Raw genomic sequence first — 19,052 nt, 5'->3', positions numbered from 1 at the left:
GCAGGCGGTACGGCTCGGCCGCTATCCCTGGCGCAGCAGGGTCAGCAGCGGTGCGAAGGAGCCGACCACCGCGTCGGCTCCCGCGTTCCTCAGCTCCCGCTCCGTGTCCTCGTCGCGCGCGTAACCGAGGAAGGGGACGCCGGCCCGCCGGGCGGCCTCGTGGTCGACGGCCGAGTCTCCGATGAAGACGGCCGCCGACGGGGGGACCTCCGTGGCGCGGAGCGCGCTCTCCAGGGTGTGCGGGTCGGGTTTGAGGTGCCGGACCTGCCGGCCGCGGCCGTATATGTGGGGCGCGAAGCAGGGCAGCAGTCCCCGGGCGGCCAGATAGCCGGTGACGGCGCGCGGGGAGTTGTTGGTGGCGACCGCCTGCCGGGCGCCCACGGCCGTCCAGGTGCGGATGAGCGGGTCGGTGTACGGGGTCGGCAGGGCGGAGCCGGTGGCCCGGATCTCCTCCTGGGTGAGCAGTTCCTCCAGTTCCCGGACCCGGTCGTCGCCCGGCCGCGCACGGTCGAACGCCCGCAGCAGGGCCTGCGGGTCGCCGGACTCCCGCTCCGGCCGCCCCAGCAGTTCGTGCAGCCCGCGCCCCTCCAGCCAGCGCACCAGGTCGTCGGCGATCCGGGCCGCGGAGTGGCGGGCGAACAGCCGGCAGATCGGTCCGTCGAAGTCCCACAGGACGACGCGGACGCCGTCGATCCGCCGCCTCAGCGTCTCCGTGTCGGTCCCGGCCTCAGTCTGTTTCGTCTCGGAGGTCACTAGGAGAGTGTCAGGTCCGTCGCGATGGTTTCCCAGAGGGCGTCGAACCACTTCTGGGATTCGTCCACGAAGACCGCGTCCCGGTGGCCGGCCGGCTTGAGGAAGGAGAACAGCAGGGACTGGGAGCCGAGGGCGTCGTACATCTGGAGGGTCTGGCTCTCCCACTCCTCCTCGCGGCGGGTCAGCATGTAGTAGCCGATCAGCGCCTCCTCGCCGTTGAGCAGGTACAGCTTCATCAGCGGGGTGAAGGGCAGCGCGCGCAGGTCGATGCGGACGTCCACGCGGTGCGTGGAGCGGATGGCCTGGAGGTTGTGCCGCAGGACGCGCGCCTGGGCGTTGCGCATCTGGAGCCAGCGCTCGTGGACGGGGTCGGGGGTGGGGTCGGGGTCGGGGGTGGGGGTGGGGTCGGGGTCTGAGTCGGGGGCGTCGTCCCCGTCCTCGATCAGGCGGGGAAAGGCGAGGTTGATGTCCCGGGACGGCATCAGCACGCGGAAGGTGATGGACTCGGGGCGGATGCGGCCCTCGTGTATCAGGCGGAGCGGCTCGCTGAGGGCCAGCATCAGCGTCTCGGAGGTGTGGCACACGACGTCCACCCGGACATGCGGCACGGCGAACGCCTCGGCCAGCCTGGGCGCCAGCGCCACCATCGTCGACTGGGGCTCGCCGTGCGCCGGAGCCGGGACGGCGATCCGCGGCGGGCTGCCCTTGCTGACGTTGCTGAGCAGACCGTCCTCCTGGAGCGCCCGCAGGGCCTGGCGTACGGTGCCGCGCTCCACCCCGAACTCCTCGGCCAGCTCCGCCTGGGTCGGCAGCCGGTCCCCCGCCTTGAGTTCCCCGCCGCTGATCCGCTCCCGCAGGACGTCGGCGATCTCCAGGGGGGAGCGCTTCCTGCTGCCGTCCACTGCCACGTTCTCCTGAGTCACGACCAGACGTTACAACTCCGCGCCATCCGACGGGAGTTGACGACAACTTGTTTACAGGTGGCCACCAAGTGGGGACTACCTAGTAAGAGTTGGTTGCCAACTTATCTGAGTTGGCGGAGGCTCGGCCTCCGATCGCCTCCCGTCGCCCGAGGAGGAGCCATGTCCACCCTCACCTTCGTCTCCGCACTGTCCTCGGCCTCGGCCGTCTCGGCGGCCCCTGCCGCCCCCGCCGTCCTCACCGTCCTGGCCGTCGCCTTCGAGCAGTTCCTCCAGTGGCGGTACGGCGCCTCCGGCATCATCGGCCTGCTCCTGCTCACCATAGGCATCAAGACCAGACGCCCGTCCCTCAGTTCGGCCGGCGCGGTGGTTCTGGCGCTGCTGGTCGCCGGGCCCGCGCTGTGAGGGACGTCAGCCCGTGAGCGCCAGCTCCGAGCTGATTGTCCCCCACAGCGCGTCGAACCACCGGTGCGACTGGTCCACGAACGACGTGTCCCGCGGGCCGGCGCCCCGTTCGAAGCCGAACAGCGTCGACTGCAGGCCGTCGGCGTCGTACATCTCCAGGTCCTCGTGGTCGACCTCCTGCCCGCGACGGGTGAGCGTGTAGTACGCGAAGAGCGCCTCCGAGCCGTTGAGCAGGTACAGCTTCATCGGGGGCGTGAACGGCAGGGCGCGGAAGGAGACGCTCACGTCGATGCCGTGCGAGGCGCGCAGCGCCAGCATGTTGTGCCGGAGGACCCGGCCCTGGGCGTTGCGCATGGCGAGCCACCGCCGGTGGACCGGGCTCAGCGGACCGCTCCCGCCCCGGCCCGTGACCGGCACCGGGAAGGCGAGCGGGATGTCGTGGGCGGGCAGCAGGACCCGGAGGTCGACCTTGGCCGGTTTCAGCCGCCCGGCGTAGATCTCGCGCAGCGGTTCCCCGATGGCGAGGGTGAGGGAGACCGAGGTCAGGCAGAGGACGTCGATCTCGACGTGCTCGGCGGCGAAGGCGGCGGCGATGCGCGGCGCGAGGGCGACGGTGGTGGCCGACGGCACCGCGAAAGGCCCGGTCAGCGCCTTGCCGAGGTCGGGGGCCACGGTCGCGGGGCTGCCCTTGGAGACGTTGGTGAGCAGGTGCTCGGACTGCAGGATGCGCAGCGCCTGGCGGACCGCGCCGCGCTCCACCCCGAACTCGTCGGCCAACTGGGCCTGGGTGGGCATGCGCTGACCGGCCCGGAGGGCTCCGGACCTGATCCGGGCGCGGAGCTCGTCGGCCACCTCGCGGTGGGTTCGCTGCGGCCGTCGCGGGCTCTTCACCCCGTTGACGGTGGCATGTTCCGGGTCCACGTCCGAACCCTACAACTTCTCGCCATCTTTGGGCAGTTCGGAGAAAGGTGGTTATTGGCCTCTTCCAAGCGGAGATAACTAGAGTTAAGTTGGCAACCAACTTGGGCAACATGGCCAAACCAAACGGGGGTTGGCCAGCAGGGTGACAGTAGGGACCAGGTCCCGCAGGGGACGTCCCGAAGGGGGACCGCCATGCCGCTCATCGCCATCGTCGTCGCCGTACTCGCCATCGCGTTCGAACAGCTCGTGCAGTGGAAGTACGGGCCGATGGGCATCATCGCGTTCGTCGCGCTGTCCATCGGGATCAAGGCGAAGAACACCACGATCAGCGGTATCGGGGCGGTGATCCTCGTCATGCTGCTCGCCCAGTCCAACTGAAACCCGCACACCCGTCGGCCGGGCCCCCTTCCGGAGGGGAGCCGGGAGCCCGCCCGCCGGGAGGCACCACCGCACGGATCAACAACCACAACCACAACCGAAGAACGACAACTGAAAAGCAGTACCGCACCACCGCACCACCGCACGGACGGAGGAAGCGCTACGGATGCGTACACCCGTCGTCCCGTCGTCGCGAGGAAGGGGACCTCAGAAGATGTCCGGGCACCAAGGCCGCCTGGACGTACGCAGCAGGGCGTCGGCCATCCGGGCGGCGCCCGCTCGTTCTTCCCGCACCCGGCCGAGCGCCGCGAGCCGCACGGCCGACTCGTCGCCGAGCCACAGCGCGGCCAGGTCACCCGCGTCCAGCACCAGGTCCGCGCTCCGCGTGGTGGCCGTACAGGACGCCCCCGCCCCGGACGCCTCCAGCTTCCAGCGCCCGCCGGCCAGCCCGCCCGCGCTCCCGGCCCCGCTCGGGCTGGACGCCCCCCAGCGGTCGGCGACCTCGATCACCAGCGCGCCCTCACCGGCGTAGGAACGTGCCTCCAGAGCCCGTACGACGTCCAGGATCCGCACCCACAGCCAGTCGGCCTGCGAGGTGATCCGGGCCGCGCGCGGGTCGGGCAGGAAGTGCGGGAGCAGGTCGTCGGGGGCCCGCCGGCCGCTCTTGACCGTGGTGATCCAGTCGATCGAGCACAGGTACAGCCACAGGGCGCGCTCGGCGGCCGGCGTCGCACCGATCAGCCAGGCGACCTCCGCCGTGTTCAGCGGCTGCTTGGCGTCGCCCCAGTGGTCGTCCGCCCGGTAGGCGGCCATGCCCTCCACCGCGCCCGCCGCCGAGCGGTACACCACGAAGAACGGTTCGGTCCAGGACGCCTCGAACCGCACCTCGCCCGTCTTCGCCTGCCACCACAGGTCGTCGCGGCTGACCGCGCCCGGCTGGCACCGGCGCACCCGTTCGTGCAGTTCGGGGCCGAGCTTGCGGATGTCCTCGCCGTCCACGAGGTCGATCCGGCCGCCGTCGTCGGGGCCCGACCGGCGCGGGTCGAGGCCGGTGCGCGGCACGTCGACCGTCCACTCGGCCGCCGTGGTGGCGGGGCCGAAGCCGTACCGCCCGTAGATCGGGTACTCGGCGGCGATCAGCGTGGCGACGACGTCCCCGCGCTCCTTCGCCGCCGCGAGGTCCTGCACCATCAGGCGGGTGAGCAGGCCGCGGCGGCGGTGCGTCGGGGAGACGGAGACGTTGGATATGGCGTCGGCCTGGACCGGTGTGCCGCCGACCGCCGTGACCTCCTGCGCGAAGGAGCGCAAGGTCGCCACGCACCGGCCGCCGTCGAAGGCGCCCAGCAGCCGGCCGGGCACGTACTGGTGGCGCCTGGCCCGCAGCCCCTCCTCGGACGAGGTGGGAGGCCGCAGGAACCCGGTGTTCACCGCCCGGTTCCAGTCCGTCAGCTCCGCTTCCGTGATGGGGCGTACGTCGATGCCGGCGCGGTGGGTGAGGTCGGCGGGGGGCGGGACGGCGGGGTGGGGCAGGTCGGCAAGGTGGGGCGGGTCGGCGAGGTGGGGCAGGTCGGCAAGGAGGGGCGGGTCGGCAGGGTGGGGCGTGTCGGCAGGGTGGGTCATGGGCTCACGGTAGGCCGACGGACCCGTCGGCGTCGCGGGAAACAGCCGCTGGTCCGGGAGCGGCCGGCCGGCTCGGCGGCCGGGACCCGGCCCGCCCCGCACCCCGGGTCAGAACGCGGCCCGGATCTCCCCCACCTCGCGTCCGCCGCCCAGCAGCGGCGCCCGCCCGATCCGCTCGACCACCGGAGCGTCCACGCCCAGCAGGGTCAGCGTGCGGGCCAGTACCGGACCCAGCGCCCGCGTCGACCCGTCCTCCACCTTGAAGGCCAGCGCGCGGCCGTCGGGCAGGGCCACCGCCTGGACGGCCTCGGCGCCCATCTTGGACAGGGTGCCGGGCACCTCCCGCATCAGCCAGGTGTCGGCGCGGCGGGTGCCGGCGACGTACTCGGGATGGGTCCGCATCGCGTCGGCCACCCGGCGCTCGGCCGAGCCGGGCGCGGCGAGGACGAAGGAGCGGAAGGCGCGGGCCAGCCCGGTCAGGGTGATCGCCATCAGCGGCGCCCCGCACCCGTCGGTGCCGACGGCGGCGACCGGCTCCCCGGCGGCCTCCTCCACCACCTCGTGGATGATCCGCTGGAGCGGATGACCGGCGTCCAGGTAGCTCTCCAGGGGCCAGCCGCGTTGCGCGCAGACGGCCAGCATCGCGGTGTGCTTGCCGGAGCAGTTCATGGTCACCCGGTCGGGCACCGCGCCCGCGGCGAGGTAGGTGTCCCGCTCCTCGGGGTCCAGCGGCAGGTCGGGCGGGCACTGGAGCTGCGCCGCGTCGAGTCCGTACTCGGCGAGCAGCTTCAGCACCAGGTCGCGGTGAAACGGTTCTCCTGAGTGGCTGGCGGCGGCCAGCGCCAGCCGCTCGTCCGCGAGGTCGAGCCCGGCGCGCAGTACTCCGGCGGCCTGCATCGGCTTGTTGGCGGAGCGCGGGAAGATGGGGGCGGCGATGTCCCCGAGCGCCAGTTCCACCGCCCCGTCGGTGCCCAGGACCACCAGGCTGCCCCGGTGGAGCCCCTCGACGAAACCGGACCGCACGACCTCGGCGAGGACGGGCGACGCGGCAGACGCAGTGGACGCGGCAGACGCGGTGGACGCGGCGCCGGACGCGGCGGACGCGGGCGACGCGGCGGCGGACGGAGCGTCCGGCGACCTGGCGGACACGGACCGCGAAGGCGCCGACCGCGGCCGCTGAGTCGGCGTGGGCTGCGGCGGCTGGGACGCCTGGGACTGCGGCTGTTGGGACTGCGGCCGCTGGGACTGCGGCTGCTGGGGCTGCGGCCGCTGAGGCGGCGTGGACTGCGAGGGCGCGGACATCGGCGGTGGCCTTCCGACGGGGGACCCGCCGGGCGGGTGGCCCGGGATCACCGGGCCCGCACCTCACGCCAGCAGGTCGTCTACTTGTGCTTCCCCTTCACGGTACCGGCGGGCGATCTCGGAGCTGCACCCGTCGGCCGTGCGCTGGAGGCGCTGGCGGCGCCGGGACACCTGCTGCTCGTAGCGGACCAGCCGGGCCATCGCCGCGGTCAGCTCCGGGTCGGTGCGCGCCTTCAGGTCCGACAGCTCGACCTCGCCGAGCATCTCGGCCGCCAGCCGCCGGCCCTCCTCGCTGCGCGGGGTGCCCAGCGTCACGTGCCGGGCCGAGGAACGGTGCCGGGCCGGGGCGTCCGTGAGGATCTCGGAGAGCCGCTCGACCACGGACATCTCCCCGGCGGCCACCGCGGCGGCGGGCCCGCGCCGCGCCAGCTCGGCCCGCAGGATGTCGATGCGTCCCTGCAGCAGCCTGCGCACGTAGCTCAGGTCGGCCTCCTCGCGCTGGGCGTTCCGCCGCAGGGTGCGCAGTTCGGGCAGGCTCAGCGCGACCAGGTTCTGAGCCGGTGGATCGGGCGGCAGCTCGGGACTGTCCGTGCGCTGCACGGGCGTCCGGAGTGCCTCCCGGCCGGCCACGTACGTCCACCCGGCGATCGTCGGTGGCTGTCCTGTACTCGGTGTGCTCATGTGCCCCAACCCGTCCCCTCGACCGGCGTCTGGGGGCATCGTGCCACCACACCGTGCCGCTATGTGACCCAGTGCCCCCGATCAGCCCCAGATGGGGGGTTCGGGAACGAAAAGAAACCCGTACGGGGCCGCACACCGGCGCCCGAGGGGCGCACGGCATCATGGCGGCATGCGAGCGGTGGTGCAGAGGGCGGACGGCGCGAGTGTCGTCGTGGACGGCGAGACGGTCGGCGGGTTCGAGGGCGAGGGGCTGTGCGTGCTGGTCGGCGTCACCCATGGCGACACGGCGGAGACGGCGGCGCGGCTCGCCCGCAAGCTGTGGTCCCTGCGCGTGCTCCAGGACGAGCGGTCGTGCGGCGACGTCGACGCGCCGCTGCTGGTGATCAGCCAGTTCACCCTCTACGGCGACGCCCGCAAGGGCCGCCGCCCCACCTGGAACGCCGCCGCCCCCGGCGACGTCGCCGAACCACTGGTCGACGAGGTGGTGGCGCGGCTGCGCGCGCTGGGCGCGACCGTGACGACGGGCCGGTTCGGCGCCCGGATGCGGGTGTCGCTGACCAACGACGGCCCGTTCACGGTCCTGCTCGACATCTGACCGGACGACCCGGCGGCCGGACCGCTCGGCGCGCCGACGCACCGGCGCGCCGAGCGGTCCGGCCGCCGGGACTCAGGGCTGGACCACGGTCTCCTGGGCCGCCGCCGTGTCCCCGGCCATCAGGCGGGCGTCCACCGGCACGTTCCGCTTCACCAGGGCGAGGGCGACCGGGCCCAGCTCGTGGTGGCGGACGGAGGTGGTGAGGAAACCGATCTTCCGGCCGTCGGGGCCGTCGTCGGCGAGCCGGATCTCCGTCCCGGCCGGCGGCAGGTGCACCTCGCTGCCGTCCAGGTGCAGGAAGACCAGCCGGCGCGGGGGCTTGCCCAGGTTCTGCACGCGGGCGACGGTCTCCTGGCCGCGGTAGCAGCCCTTCTGGAGGTGGACCGCGGTGTCGATCCAGCCCAGCTCGTGCGGGATGGTGCGGTGGTCGGTCTCGTGGCCGAGCCGGGGACGGTACTGCTCGACGCGGAGCGCCTCGTACGCGAGGATCCCGGCGGGCGGCCCGGACCGCTCGGCGTACGCCTCCAGTTCCGCGCGCGGCAGGAACAGGTCGCGGCCGTACGGCGTCTCGCGGACGGCGACGCCGTCGGGGACCTCGGCGATGGAACCGGCGGGCAGGTGGACGAGGGCGGTGTCGGCGGTGCGGTCGGCGACCTCGACCCGGTAGAAGAACTTCATCGACTCCAGGTAGTCGACGAGCGCCCCGCTGGTGCCGGGCTCGACGTGGGCCCAGACGGTCCGCCCGTCGTCGACGAGGTACAGGGCGTGTTCGATGTGGCCGTTGGCGGAGAGGATCAGCGCCTCGGTGGCCCGGCCGGCGGGGAGGTCGCTGACGTGCTGGGTGAGCAGCAGGTGCAGCCAGCTCAGCCGGTCCTCACCGGTGACGGTGACGACCCCGCGATGCGAGAGGTCGACGTAACCGGAACCGTCGGCGAGGGCACGCTGCTCGCGGAACAGGTCGCCGTAGTGGGCGGCGACGCCTTCGTCCACTCCCTCGGCGGGAACGGCGCCGGGCAGGGACAGCAGGGGGCTCTTCATGGGCCCAAGCCTACGACTCGGTAGTCGCACCCTTCAGGGAGCAGTCCCGGCAGCGGCCGAAGATCGCGAAGTGCTTCATGTCGGTGTCGAACCCGAACTGCTCGCGCAGCTTGGCGGTGAACTCCGCGGCCACCGACAGATCCGCCTCGATCACGTTGCCGCAGTCCCGGCAGACCAGGTGGATGTGATGGTGCCGGTCGGCCAGGTGGTAGGTCGGCGCGCCGTGCCCGAGGTGGGCGTGGCTGACCAGCCCCAGTTCCTCCAGCAGCTCCAGCGTGCGGTAGACCGTGGAGATGTTGATCCCCGACGCCGTCCTCCGCACTTCGCCGAGGATGTCGTCGGGGGTCGCGTGCTCCAGGGCGTCCACGGCTTCGAGCACGAGCTGCCGCTGCGGGGTCAGCCGATAGCCGCGCTGCCTGAGATCACTCTTCCAGTCGGTGCTCACCACACGCCCAGTGTAGGAGTACGGGCGGGCGTCACGGCCCGGAAGGACCGGGCAGGCGATCGGACAGGAGAAGATCGGCCAGCGTGCCACGCAGTTCGACGGTCGCGCGGACGACCTCCTCATGTGCCCTGATCTTCTCGTCCACCGCTCGGAGTGCCGACCCGATCTCCGACTGCCGCTCGGGAGGGGGCAGCGGCACCTGAAGTTCCTGGAGGGTGCGCAAGGTGATCGAACGCATACCGGTGGTGCCCGCGGCGCGGCGCTCCAGCCACTCCCCGGCGTCGCGGTGCGAAAGGAGTGCCATCAGGTACGGGGCTTGCACCGTTTCCCGCACCCGCACCCGGAACAGATGGGTGTTGTACAGCCACCCGCTCTCCTGCTCGGTCACCAGAGCCACCCGGCCGACGGTCCCGGTCCGCGTCACGAGGATGTCGTTGGCGAGGATGCGGTACTTGCTCAGGCCGCGTGCCCGGTCGGGATCGACACAGATCATCGCGGACGGGGAAGAGGGAAGTCTTTGATGCCGGAGATCGGCCGGGCGGACCAAAGGGGTGCCCTCCTCCGCCTGTTGGGCAGTGCGCACGGCGGGCCCGCCGCCCTGGATGTCGCAGATCTCACCGAGCCGGACCGAAGCCCAGCCTTGGGGAAGGTCCCGGCCCAGCCCCCGGCGCCCGACACTTTCACCGGCTTTTCCGCTCACAGTCCGTACCTCTCCAGTACCCGCTCGACTGCGGCGTCCGCGTCCCTGGCTCGGGTCCGCGCGTCGGCCAGGCGCGCTGCCTGAGCCGCCAGCACCGTGATGTCTCCGGGCACGGGCCCGTCCGCTCGCGAAGCCGGTACGTAGAGGGCTGGGCTCAGCAAGTGGCCCTGGTCCCTGATCCGATCGAGGGACGCGGCTTCGCTGAGCCCTTCGGCGCCCGAAAAGGAACGCCCCTCCGCCCGATCCGCCAGCCAACGCCGGTACTCCGCGAGGACACGCTGCGAGTCCTGGGGCGCCAGCTCTTGGCGTACGCGCGAGACCGGAGTGCCGAGCCGGCCGGCGTCGATGAAGAGCACCTCGTCGCATCCGCCCGTCGGGTACCGCAGGAGCCAGACCATGACCGAGATGCCTGTGGAGGTGAAGAGCTGCGGCGGCAGGGCGATCAGCGCCTCCACCGCTCCGTCCTCCACCATCGCGGCCCTGATCCGCTGTTCTTTCGGGTTGGCGGAGAACGCGGCGATGTCCGGCATGATGACGGCCGCTCGACCGCCGGGCTTGAGACTTGTCACCGCGTACTGGAGCCAGGCGAAGTTGGCATTGTGCCGGGGCGGTGGACCGTAGCGCCATCGACTGTCGTCGGTGGGTCCCGTGAGCTTCGCGTTGAACGGGGGGTTCGTCACGACACGGTCATAGCCTCCGTTCTGTTCCTGCCCGGGACCGGTCGCGTTCGAGGGTGCGGTGCTTCCGGTCCGCAGAGCGACGTCGCTCACTCCGTGGAGGGCGAGGTTCATCCCCGCCAGTGCCAGCGGATGCTCTCCCACCCCCGCACCACTGGCCTCGACCCGCCCCCGCCCCCGCCCCTGTCTCCGGCTCTCCGACACCGCGTCCCAGGACGCCGCCAGGAGTTCGCCCGCGCGGACGTACGGGTCGTGAACGTGCCGGACGTCATGGCCGTCTTCGGAGACGAACCGCGCGATGACGTCGACAGCGGCCCGTGGGGTGAAGAAGTCGCCCGCCGTCTTCCCGACAAGGTCGCTGTAGCGGGCCAGCAGCCTTTCGTAGGCTGCGGCGTGCTCCCTCAGGTCCACCGGTCCCGTGGCGTCCAACTGTCGGACGGTGTCGGTCAGCGGAGCGTCCCGGAGATCACGGGACAGCGCAGCGAGCGGGGCCTTGTGCGTGGCACCCAGGCCGCCGTCCACCACATCCGCGAGCAGCCGCGCGACAAGCGCGCCGGTGTGCGGGAAACCTCCCTTGGCCTCTTCCCTGATCCTCTGCCACGCGTCGGGAAGGCAGGCCCGGACGTAGAGGAGGGACAGCAGCAAGGTGATGTAGTCGGCCGGGGACAACTCACCGCGGAACCGTTCCGCCTCGACATCCAGCAACCGGTCCACCGCCTTGAGCAGGAGCCGGGGCCCGGTACCGCCGAGCGTGGCTCGGACCCGGTCGCCGTACGTGGTGCCCTCGGGCTCCTCCGACCGCCTGGCGTTCGCCGGTACGGTGCGGAGGTCCAGCCAGGCCAGGACGTCCGCGGCCGAGAAGACCTCGACATCCGTCGGCGCTTGGGCGGGCCGGTCCGCAGGAGCGGGGAAGTCCGCGTGGCGGCGCTCCCAGTTGGTCACCGCGGGCCGCTGCACGCCGGCGGAGCGCGCGATGTCGGTCCGAGTGAGGAATACGCCCTCGAACTCGCTCACCGTTCCTCCCCACTCTCAGAATCGGGGCGGGCGGGAACCGCGCAGTGCGTCCCGCTTGCTCGTGAGAACGCTCGGGAAGCGGTCCATGAACCGGATCTCCTTCGCCAGCTCGGGGTCGATGTACCCCAGCATGCGGTAGATCTTGGCATGATCAGCGGCGAGGTCCCGGTGATGGACCGGTTCGTGGTGCATGATCCGATTCCGCAGCAGCACCATTGACCACAAGCCGTCGTACAGGGTGTCGCGACGACCTGAGTAGCAGGGGAACGCCTTGTGTGCCGTGGGCACCCAGAACAGCCGGTCGTAGCCGGAGCCCCCGCTCACCAACGACGCCCAGAAGCCGAACGACAACTCGGCCACGATGTCGTCGGGCGGCGCGGGGGCGGGTCGCCGACGCTCGCACTTGGCCCGCGCCTTGGCCACGAGCCGCTGCCCGTGCGGACTCAGCGGAGCCACGGCCCACCAGTCGCCGCGGCCGTGGGCCTGCGAGAGCTGCCGGTGCAGGGCGTTGCGCAGGGCCACTTCCAGGCAGTGCAACGGTCCGTACAACGCGGCGGAAGCCTCTACGTTCCACCAGTACAGCCGCTCCGCCACCCGGACGTCACCTCGGGCGGCACGCAGGTAACGAGCGAGGCGGAGCCCTGAGAAGGCGCGCCCCATCCATTCGGGCAGTTCCTCGGACATGGCAAATCCCCCCATAGTGGCCGTGATATGGTCGTACGCGAAAGCTCTGGGTCCGCCTCTGCGCAGCACGCCACTCAGAGCACTGCTTGGAGACCCCCGGTCGCCCATCGTGGCGTCGGGGGTTTCTGCTTGCCCCCTGTGCCACAGTAGCTCGCACGCACCTGCGGATCAAGCGCAGTGCACTGCGAACGATTTTTGTTAACCCCACGGGGGACGTGAAACAGGGCCTCGCGAGGAATCCGCGAGGCCCTGGGTGCCACTGAGCTGCTGGTGCCTACTTGAAGAAAGCGATGCCGTCGTCCGGCATGTCGTCGGGCAGGGCCTTGGCCCAGCGCTCGACGTCCTCCGGGGTGACGACCTTCTTCAGGTGCGCGGACATGTAGGGGCGCAGCTCGACCTCGGGGGTCTGCTTCTCGCCGACCCACATCAGGTCGCTGTTGACGTAACCGTAGAGGCGCTTGCCGCCGGTGTAGGCCGGGGAGGCCGCCGTGCGGGCCACCGCGTCCGTGACCAGGTCGATCTGCGGCTTCTGGCGGCCCAGCTCGCCGTACCAGATCTCGATGACGCCGTTGTCGCGGGTCAGCGTGGCCTCGACCTTGCGCTCGGCGTCGATGCGCCAGAAGCCGTACTCGGTCTCCAGCGGACGGACCTTGTTGCCGTCCTGGTCCAGCACCCAGGTGTGAGAGCGGTACTCCAGGAAGTCCCGGCCGTCGTGGGTGAAAGTGACTTCCTGGCCGAAGTTGCACTTCTCGGCGCCGGGGAAGTCGTGCACACCCGCGCCCGCCCAGTTGCCGAGCAGGAAGGCGAGCGGGACGAGGTCCTTGTGGAGGTCGGACGGAATCTCGATCATGAGCGGAACTTACTTCCTGGCGTGGGGGTCAGCGCTGGCCCTGGAACAGCTTCTTCACGGTCAGTCCGGCGAAGGCGAGAACGCCGACGCAGACCAGGACCAGCAGGGCTTCGAAGAAGATCTCCACGGGGTGCTCCTTGAGCGGGGGTGCGGATGGGTGCACAGGGCCGGGGCCCAGCTTACGCGGCCGGGACCCGGCCCCGCCGGGTGAGGGTGCTCCTCGCGGTCAGCCGAGCAACTGGCTCTGCAGGACCACGGTCTGCTGGAAGGGGACCGCGCGCGCCGCGCCCTCGCGGGACTGCGTCACCAGGGCGAGGACGTCACCGGCGGCCAGATACCCCTGGCGCACCTGCTCGGCACCGTAGGGCGCGGGCTCGACGTAGACGGAGTGGCCGAGGTCCGTCGGCACCGCCGAGTCGGGGAAGTCCTCGTCGTAGACGGACGACTCCGCGCCGCGCACCGAGTACGCCGGCCCGCTCGCGGGGGCGAGATCGGAGACGAACATCCGGTCCACGACCACCGCCGTGTCGAACTGCAGCAGGTAGATCCGCGTGTGCGTGCCGTCCCCCGTGCGCCAGCCCCGGGCGGCGATGTGCCGCAGACCGGCGTCGGTGAACTTCTGCCGCAGCTCCTCCCGCTCGTCCTTCGCGTACTCCGCCAGGAAGTCCTTCGTTGCCAGCCAGCCGTCCGCGCCGCGCAGCGCCTTGTCCGGCGCGGCGCCCTCGGGCGCGGGCAGCACCAGCGCCCGCAGGTCGGCGTGGTGGGTGCCGGCCGGATTGGCCTGGGCGAAGGGCCCGGGGCTCCCCGAGGGCAGCGGCGGCCGGGTCAGCGCCGGGTAGTCCCACCGGCCGTCCGAGGCGGTCGCCAGGCCGGGTACGTCGGTCCGCTCCAGGCCGGTGACGCCGTACGCCGTCGCGGAGCCGACCGCGGCGAAGACCAGGGCCGCCGCCGCCCAGCGCAGGACGGCCCGCGGCCGGGGACGCTCCTTGCGGACCGCGGGCGCGGGCTCCGGCACGGCCCCCGGCGCGAAGGCCGGTACCGGCGGCGCGCCGGACGTATCGGTTGCCGCCCGTTCGGTCGTCGTCTGTTCGATCGCCGTCGGTTCGGTCGTCGTCTGTTCGGTCGTCATACCGCCTCCCCCGGCTCGGCGATCCGGTCCAGTTGCTCGGCGAGCAGGGCCGTGACGCTCTCGGTGTCCCATGGCTTCACGCCGTCGGCCGAGAGGGTGACCAGGACGTCCCCGGCGTACGCCGAGCAGAGCATCGAGTCCAGGTCGGCCTCGTCGTCCTCCGGTGGCAGCCAGCACTCGGCGTTCTCGTGGCCCTCGACCTCCGGGCCGTCGCGGAAGAGGTCGAGCGCCTCCGCGAACTCCGACTGCTGGTGCGCGAGGTCCCGAGCGGCCGTCCGGTTCATCTGTGCCAGCACGATGGACGCCGTGTACATGTCCTTGCCCCAGGAGGCCGCCCCGCTGACGTAGCTGCGCATCACCATGCCCTTGACGTCGCGACGGTCGATCTCCTTCTCCATCTGTCTGCGCGCGGTGCGCGGCAGGGCGCGCAGCGACTCCTTCTGCAGCGCGGTGGCGCGGGCCCCGCTGAGCTTCGCGTCCGAGCCGAACTCGCCGAGGTCCGGTCCGCGCATCCAGCCGTCGGTCCGGTACGGCACCAGCACCCCGTCCAGTCCCTTCGGTGCCGGGGCCGCCGCTACGGCTGTCGCCTTGGGCAACTTCCACACCGGGGCACCGGCGTCGCGGTCGGCGCCGCTCACGGTCACGACGGTGTAGCCGACGCCGGTGACCACGGCCGCCGCCACCACCGCCACCGCGGCGATCCGGCCGCTCCGCCGGCGTCTGCCGCCGCCGGAGGGGAGGGCGGCGGCGCCTTCGGCCTCCGCCGTCGCGGGCGCGTCGGGCAGCGCGGGCATCGTCGGCGGCGCGACGGATTCGTTCTCCTGCGCGCTCACAGCCGCTCCATCTGCCGCTCGGCCAAATCCATGATCGTCTTTTTGTCGACCCGCTCGGTGCCGTAGATCCACATTTCCATCGTGATGTCCCCGCGCCACGCGTGGGCCTCCGCGCTGTACACCGCCCCGTAGCCGTCCTCGGTGCCCGGCGTGCGCTGGAGGTACGCCTTGCCGTCCCCGGTACCGGGGAGCGGCCAGCTCTCGACGTCCTCCGACCGGTCCGCCCAGGACTGCGCCTCGTCGTTGCGCTCGGCGGCGGCCGCGGTCTCCTCCTGCCGGAACTGGATCAGCCGGATCTCCACGGTGTAGTCGTCGCCGGCCTTCCAGGCGACGACCGCCGCGCGCCGGAACTCGTCCGTGACCAGCTCGCCGAAGGCCGCGCCCGGCTGCGTGTAGGAGTCGGCGTAGGCCGCCAGGTCCATCCAGCCGTCGTCGCCGGCCAGCCATGCGATGTCCTCGGCCCCGCGGGGCTTCTTCAGCAGCAGCTCCCGCAGGTCACCGTCGGTCTTCACCCGGCGGTCGGCGGCGGCGGACAGCGGCTCGGGACCGTTCCCCCGCGCCTGCGGCAGGGTGGGCTGGGAGAGCGACGGCAACCGCGTCGGCTCCCGTTCGGCCTGTACGAGGTAACCGGCGCAGGCGCCCGCGAGCAGGCCGAGCGCGGCGGCGGCACCGATGAGCCGGGCCGTGCGCCCGCGCCGCGACGGCCGGGAGGGCCGCTCCGGCTCCGGCTCCGGTTCTGGCTGTGGTTCTGGCTGTGGTTCGGTTTCTGGTCGCGGCTCCGGCTCCGGACCCACCGGTTTTTCTTGTTGCTCCAAAATGTCCACGTCCCCCCACAGAACATGACTTGAATCGCGTATTCCGCTATGTGTGCGCACAGAAGACCCGTGGCCAATGCTCGGGGTTGCACGGGGGTTGATTACGATTCGGCCATGGCGAAGAAGCTCGTGATCAAGGTGACCGCGGGGGCCGATGCCCCCGAGCGCTGCTCGCAGGCGTTCACGGTGGCGGCGGTGGCCGTGGCCAGCGGCGTCGACGTCTCCCTGTGGCTGACCGGGGAGTCCGCCTGGTTCGCGCTGCCGGGCCGGGCGGCGGAGTTCGAACTGCCGCACGCCGCCCCGCTGCCCGACCTGATCGACTCGATCCTGGCCGGCGGCCGGCTGACGCTGTGCACCCAGTGCGCGGCCCGGCGCGAGATCACCGAGAAGGACGTCATCGAGGGCGTACGGATCGCGGGGGCGCAGGTCTTCGTCCAGGAGGCGCTGGCCGACGACACCCAGGCGCTCGTGTACTGACGGCAGGCTACGGCCGCTTGCGGCCGTCCAGTTCGTCCCACCAGTCGTCGGACTTGGGGTCGCCGGAGGGGGCGTCCCACCAGCGGTCCTCGGGGCCGCGGCGGTTGGCGACGATCGCGGCGAGCGGCGGGATGACCATGGCGACCAGGCACATGCCGACCGCCACCGGGACCGACCAGAGCCGTACGACACCCCAGGCGAGCACGAAGAGCCCGACGCAGGTGCCCATCATGGCGAAGTACAGATGCCGCCGCCGTGCGTACATACCTTCAGGGTAGGTCCGGACGTGCCGGAGGGACCGCACCCCGGGCGTCCAGCCCGCGGGGTACGGCCCCTCCCTCGCCTCGTCGCCGTCAGACGGCGATCGCGACCTCCGCCAGACCGCCCTGCTGGGCGACGACCGTGCGGTCGGCCGTGCCACCCGGGACCAGGGCGCGGACGGTCCAGGTGCCCTCGGCCGCGTAGAAGCGGAACTGGCCCGTCGCGGAGGTCGGGACCTCCGCCGTGAACTCGCCGGTCGCGTCCAGCAGCCGGACGTAGCCCGTCACCGGCTCGCCGTCGCGGGTCACCTGACCCTGGATCGTGGTCTCACCGGGCTTGAGCGTAGATGCGTCCGGGCCGCCGGCCTTCGCTCCGCACATGTCGTACTCCTGAGGGGGTTGGGGCGGTCTTACTGGGCTGCCGCGTACTCGGCCGGCCGCGTACTTACACGGCCGCGTGCTTACTTGGCCGCGCCGAGCTCGATCGGCACGCCGACCAGGGAGCCGTACTCGGTCCAGGAGCCGTCGTAGTTCTTGACGTTCTCCACGCCCAGCAGCTCGTGCAGCACGAACCAGGTCAGGGCCGAGCGCTCGCCGATGCGGCAGTAGGCGATGGTGTCCTTGGCCAGGTCGACCTGCTCGTCGGCGTAGAGCGCCTTCAGCTCCTCGTCCGACCGGAAGGTGCCGTCGTCGTTGGCGTTCTTCGACCACGGGATGTTGCGGGCGCTGGGCACGTGACCCGGCCGCTGCGACTGCTCCTGCGGCAGGTGGGCCGGGGCGAGCAGCTTGCCGGAGAACTCGTCGGGCGAGCGGACGTCGACCAGGTTCTGCGCGCCGATCGCGGCGACGACGTCGTCGCGGTAGGCGCGGATGGAGGAGTCCTGCGGCTTGGCCTTGTACTGGGTGGCCGGGCGCTCGGGCACGTCGGTGCCGTCGACCAGCTCGCGGGCGTCCAGCTCCCACTTCTTGCGGCCGCCGTCGAGGAGCTTGACGTTGTCGTGGCCGTAGAGCTTGAAGTACCAGTAGGCGTAGGACGCGAACCAGTTGTTGTTGCCGCCGTAGAGGATCACCAGCGTGTCGTTGCCGATGCCCTTGGCCGACAGGAGCTTCTCGAAGCCCTCCTGGTCGACGAAGTCGCGGCGGACCGGGTCCTGGAGGTCCTTGGTCCAGTCGATCCGGATCGCGTTCTTGATGTGGTTCTTCTCGTACGCGGACGTGTCCTCGTCCACTTCCACGATCGCGATGTCGGCGTCGTCCAGGTGGTCCTGCAGCCAGTCGGCGTCGACCAGTACGTCGGTACGGCTCATGCTCTCTCTCCTCCGGGGCAGCTACGGCGGGGTGTGCAAGTGCGGGGGCGCGGGCAGGCCGGTGCGGCGGGCGCGCGCGGATGGCCCTGAGCAGGGCGGGGATGCGGAGGCCGGGGCCGGCTCTACTCCGCTCAGAAGGTGCGACAGAGCATGGCGGCAACGCGGCACAGGTCCACTGCCCGCCGCTTCGTGAGATCCGCCTGTCGCTTCATGACCTCGATCGTAGGGAGGGAAAGCGGGGCATGTCACCGGCGTGTCACATTTTGAGACACGATCGTCCGCGATGTGGGAACACATGAACGCCCGGGGCGCGGTGAAGCGGTTCCCGGGCGGGTGGGGGGCGAGTCTGGGTGTGGGTGCGGGCCTGGGTGCGGGGCGGACGCTGGGCCGATGTGCGGCCCCGCGGGCGCCGGTGGACGACCCGGTCTCGCCAGTCGGACGCCGTCCTGCCCGGCGCGGCGGATGCCGTCCTGCCCGGCGAGTCCGGCTCGCCGTCCTAGCCGGCGAGCTGGACGTCCGCGCCCTTCACCGTGATGTCGACGCCGTCCTTGGCCGCCTCGACCTTGTCGAGCACGATGCCGCCGGGCAGTTCGTCGACGGCCTGCTGGAAGTCGGTGATGCCCCGGATGCGGTCCTCGGCCAGATCCACGCCGGCGAAGTTCGGGAGGTTGTCGGCCTTCACGCCGACCTGGTTGTCCTTCACGGTCACGGAGCTGAGCACGTAGACCGGATCGGCCAGCTTCTTGCCCAGGACGGTCGCCTCGACCTCGACCTTGATCTTGCCGTTGCCGCCGTCGGAGAGGCCGACGATGTTCGCGCTGACGCCGGGGGCGATCTCGGCGGGCTCGGTCTTCGCGGCCTTCAGCAGCTCGTCGTAGGCGATGGTCGCCGTGCCGGTGGCGTCGGCGGCGGTGGCGGAGCTGAAGTCGCTGGAGAACTCGACGCCCTTCATGTGCGCCTCAAGACCGTCGACACGGATCTTCTCGCCGCTGTCGCCCGCGGTGGCCTCGAAGTCGTCGATACCGACCTCGACGTCGTCCAGTTCACCCCCGACGACCTGGGTGAGGAACGGGAAGCCCTTGATCGACACGTCCGGAGTGGTGGAGAGGTTCTCGGAGGTCTTCAGCCGGTCCGCCACCTCGCCCTCGGCGAAGTTCAGCGCCAGCCGGTCCGCGGCCACGAAGAGCCCGCCCAGGATCACGACGATGATCAGCAGTATTCGCAGTGCGCGCATAGTTCCCCACCTAG

Annotated in this window: 25 protein-coding genes; 5 read left to right on the top strand and 20 right to left on the bottom strand. The window is 71.6% G+C overall.

Features of this window, described 5'->3' with window-relative positions:
* Positions 1-21: 21 nt before the first annotated feature.
* Both ABEB00_RS04605 and ABEB00_RS04600 read right to left on the bottom strand, forming a co-directional pair.
* A complete protein-coding gene (locus ABEB00_RS04605; protein WP_345617589.1) occupies positions 22-753 on the bottom strand; it encodes an HAD family hydrolase in 732 nt (243 codons plus the stop codon).
* Positions 753-1,682, bottom strand: coding sequence for a winged helix-turn-helix domain-containing protein (locus tag ABEB00_RS04600; RefSeq protein WP_345617633.1), 930 nt, complete (start codon positions 1,680-1,682; stop codon positions 753-755). The genes ABEB00_RS04605 and ABEB00_RS04600 overlap by 1 nt, the downstream gene beginning before the upstream one ends.
* Before the next feature lie 153 nt (positions 1,683-1,835).
* On the opposite strand from ABEB00_RS04600, the gene ABEB00_RS04595 reads away from it, so the two are divergent.
* Complete coding sequence (locus ABEB00_RS04595) at positions 1,836-2,078, top strand: hypothetical protein (RefSeq protein ID WP_345617636.1); 243 nt, start codon at positions 1,836-1,838, stop codon at positions 2,076-2,078.
* A 6-nt stretch (positions 2,079-2,084) separates the two neighbouring features.
* On the opposite strand, the gene ABEB00_RS04590 is transcribed toward ABEB00_RS04595, so the two are convergent.
* Positions 2,085-2,999, bottom strand: a complete 915-nt coding sequence (locus tag ABEB00_RS04590) for a FadR/GntR family transcriptional regulator (protein ID WP_345617588.1) — start codon at positions 2,997-2,999, stop codon at positions 2,085-2,087.
* A 192-nt stretch (positions 3,000-3,191) separates the two neighbouring features.
* Here ABEB00_RS04590 and ABEB00_RS04585 point away from each other — a divergent pair, with 192 nt between their 5' ends.
* Positions 3,192-3,377 carry a hypothetical protein gene (locus ABEB00_RS04585; RefSeq protein ID WP_345617587.1) on the top strand — a complete coding sequence of 62 codons (186 nt, stop codon included), beginning with the start codon at positions 3,192-3,194 and terminating at the stop codon, positions 3,375-3,377.
* 207 nt (positions 3,378-3,584) lie between these two features.
* Here the strand turns inward: ABEB00_RS04585 and ABEB00_RS04580 are convergent, their stop codons facing one another.
* Both ABEB00_RS04580 and ABEB00_RS04575 read right to left on the bottom strand, forming a co-directional pair.
* Positions 3,585-4,997, bottom strand: coding sequence for a GNAT family N-acetyltransferase (locus ABEB00_RS04580; protein WP_345617586.1), 1,413 nt, complete (start codon positions 4,995-4,997; stop codon positions 3,585-3,587).
* A 108-nt stretch (positions 4,998-5,105) separates the two neighbouring features.
* A complete protein-coding gene (locus ABEB00_RS04575) occupies positions 5,106-6,020 on the bottom strand; it encodes an asparaginase (RefSeq protein ID WP_345617585.1) in 915 nt (304 codons plus the stop codon).
* Between the two features lie 34 nt (positions 6,021-6,054).
* On the opposite strand from ABEB00_RS04575, the gene ABEB00_RS04570 reads away from it, so the two are divergent.
* Complete coding sequence (locus tag ABEB00_RS04570) at positions 6,055-6,177, top strand: hypothetical protein (protein ID WP_345617584.1); 123 nt, start codon at positions 6,055-6,057, stop codon at positions 6,175-6,177.
* Positions 6,178-6,362: 185 nt separating this feature from the next.
* Here ABEB00_RS04570 and ABEB00_RS04565 read toward each other — a convergent pair whose 3' ends face one another.
* Positions 6,363-6,980, bottom strand: a complete 618-nt coding sequence (locus ABEB00_RS04565) for an RsiG family protein (protein WP_345617583.1) — start codon at positions 6,978-6,980, stop codon at positions 6,363-6,365.
* A 169-nt stretch (positions 6,981-7,149) separates the two neighbouring features.
* Here ABEB00_RS04565 and dtd point away from each other — a divergent pair, with 169 nt between their 5' ends.
* Entirely contained in the window at positions 7,150-7,575 is a 426-nt protein-coding gene (gene dtd, locus ABEB00_RS04560; protein ID WP_345617582.1) for a D-aminoacyl-tRNA deacylase, read from the top strand.
* A 72-nt stretch (positions 7,576-7,647) separates the two neighbouring features.
* On the opposite strand, the gene ygfZ is transcribed toward dtd, so the two are convergent.
* From ygfZ to ABEB00_RS04515, 9 genes are all read right to left on the bottom strand, one after another.
* Positions 7,648-8,613, bottom strand: a complete 966-nt coding sequence (gene ygfZ, locus ABEB00_RS04555; RefSeq protein ID WP_345617581.1) for a CAF17-like 4Fe-4S cluster assembly/insertion protein YgfZ — start codon at positions 8,611-8,613, stop codon at positions 7,648-7,650.
* A gap of 10 nt (positions 8,614-8,623) precedes the next feature.
* Complete coding sequence (locus tag ABEB00_RS04550) at positions 8,624-9,061, bottom strand: Fur family transcriptional regulator (protein WP_345617580.1); 438 nt, start codon at positions 9,059-9,061, stop codon at positions 8,624-8,626.
* A gap of 28 nt (positions 9,062-9,089) precedes the next feature.
* Positions 9,090-9,758, bottom strand: a complete 669-nt coding sequence (locus ABEB00_RS04545) for a restriction endonuclease subunit S (protein WP_345617579.1) — start codon at positions 9,756-9,758, stop codon at positions 9,090-9,092.
* Positions 9,755-11,449, bottom strand: a complete 1,695-nt coding sequence (locus ABEB00_RS04540; RefSeq protein WP_345617578.1) for an N-6 DNA methylase — start codon at positions 11,447-11,449, stop codon at positions 9,755-9,757. Before ABEB00_RS04540 ends, ABEB00_RS04545 begins: the two co-directional genes overlap by 4 nt.
* 15 nt (positions 11,450-11,464) lie before the next feature.
* Complete coding sequence (locus ABEB00_RS04535; protein ID WP_345617577.1) at positions 11,465-12,133, bottom strand: hypothetical protein; 669 nt, start codon at positions 12,131-12,133, stop codon at positions 11,465-11,467.
* A 274-nt stretch (positions 12,134-12,407) separates the two neighbouring features.
* Complete coding sequence (locus ABEB00_RS04530) at positions 12,408-12,983, bottom strand: heme-binding beta-barrel domain-containing protein (protein WP_345617576.1); 576 nt, start codon at positions 12,981-12,983, stop codon at positions 12,408-12,410.
* A gap of 226 nt (positions 12,984-13,209) precedes the next feature.
* The gene (locus tag ABEB00_RS04525; protein WP_345617575.1) at positions 13,210-14,112 is read right to left on the bottom strand and encodes a hypothetical protein; all 903 of its coding nucleotides are present in this window, start codon (positions 14,110-14,112) and stop codon (positions 13,210-13,212) included.
* Complete coding sequence (locus ABEB00_RS04520; protein WP_345617574.1) at positions 14,109-14,945, bottom strand: hypothetical protein; 837 nt, start codon at positions 14,943-14,945, stop codon at positions 14,109-14,111. Before ABEB00_RS04520 ends, ABEB00_RS04525 begins: the two co-directional genes overlap by 4 nt.
* The gene (locus tag ABEB00_RS04515; protein ID WP_345617573.1) at positions 14,942-15,739 is read right to left on the bottom strand and encodes a hypothetical protein; all 798 of its coding nucleotides are present in this window, start codon (positions 15,737-15,739) and stop codon (positions 14,942-14,944) included. Before ABEB00_RS04515 ends, ABEB00_RS04520 begins: the two co-directional genes overlap by 4 nt.
* Before the next feature lie 135 nt (positions 15,740-15,874).
* Between ABEB00_RS04515 and ABEB00_RS04510 the strand changes: the two genes are divergently transcribed.
* Positions 15,875-16,237, top strand: a complete 363-nt coding sequence (locus ABEB00_RS04510; protein WP_345617572.1) for a DsrE family protein — start codon at positions 15,875-15,877, stop codon at positions 16,235-16,237.
* A gap of 7 nt (positions 16,238-16,244) precedes the next feature.
* Here the strand turns inward: ABEB00_RS04510 and ABEB00_RS04505 are convergent, their stop codons facing one another.
* The 5 genes from ABEB00_RS04505 to ABEB00_RS04490 all read right to left on the bottom strand — a co-directional run bounded on the left by ABEB00_RS04505 (position 16,245) and on the right by ABEB00_RS04490 (position 19,038).
* Positions 16,245-16,502, bottom strand: coding sequence for a DUF3099 domain-containing protein (locus ABEB00_RS04505; RefSeq protein WP_345617571.1), 258 nt, complete (start codon positions 16,500-16,502; stop codon positions 16,245-16,247).
* An 88-nt stretch (positions 16,503-16,590) separates the two neighbouring features.
* Complete coding sequence (locus ABEB00_RS04500) at positions 16,591-16,878, bottom strand: DUF1416 domain-containing protein (RefSeq protein WP_345617570.1); 288 nt, start codon at positions 16,876-16,878, stop codon at positions 16,591-16,593.
* 80 nt (positions 16,879-16,958) lie between these two features.
* The gene (locus ABEB00_RS04495) at positions 16,959-17,804 is read right to left on the bottom strand and encodes a sulfurtransferase (protein ID WP_345617569.1); all 846 of its coding nucleotides are present in this window, start codon (positions 17,802-17,804) and stop codon (positions 16,959-16,961) included.
* 131 nt (positions 17,805-17,935) lie between these two features.
* Entirely contained in the window at positions 17,936-18,016 is an 81-nt protein-coding gene (locus ABEB00_RS36015; protein WP_350310325.1) for a putative leader peptide, read from the bottom strand.
* 284 nt (positions 18,017-18,300) lie between these two features.
* A complete protein-coding gene (locus tag ABEB00_RS04490; RefSeq protein WP_345617568.1) occupies positions 18,301-19,038 on the bottom strand; it encodes an LmeA family phospholipid-binding protein in 738 nt (245 codons plus the stop codon).
* Between the last annotated feature and the right edge of the window lie 14 nt (positions 19,039-19,052).

Origin of the sequence: Streptomyces ziwulingensis (genome assembly GCF_039542605.1) — a bacterium.
Taxonomy (GTDB): domain Bacteria; phylum Actinomycetota; class Actinomycetes; order Streptomycetales; family Streptomycetaceae; genus Streptomyces; species Streptomyces ziwulingensis.
This window is presented reverse-complemented; position numbering and strand designations above follow the sequence as displayed.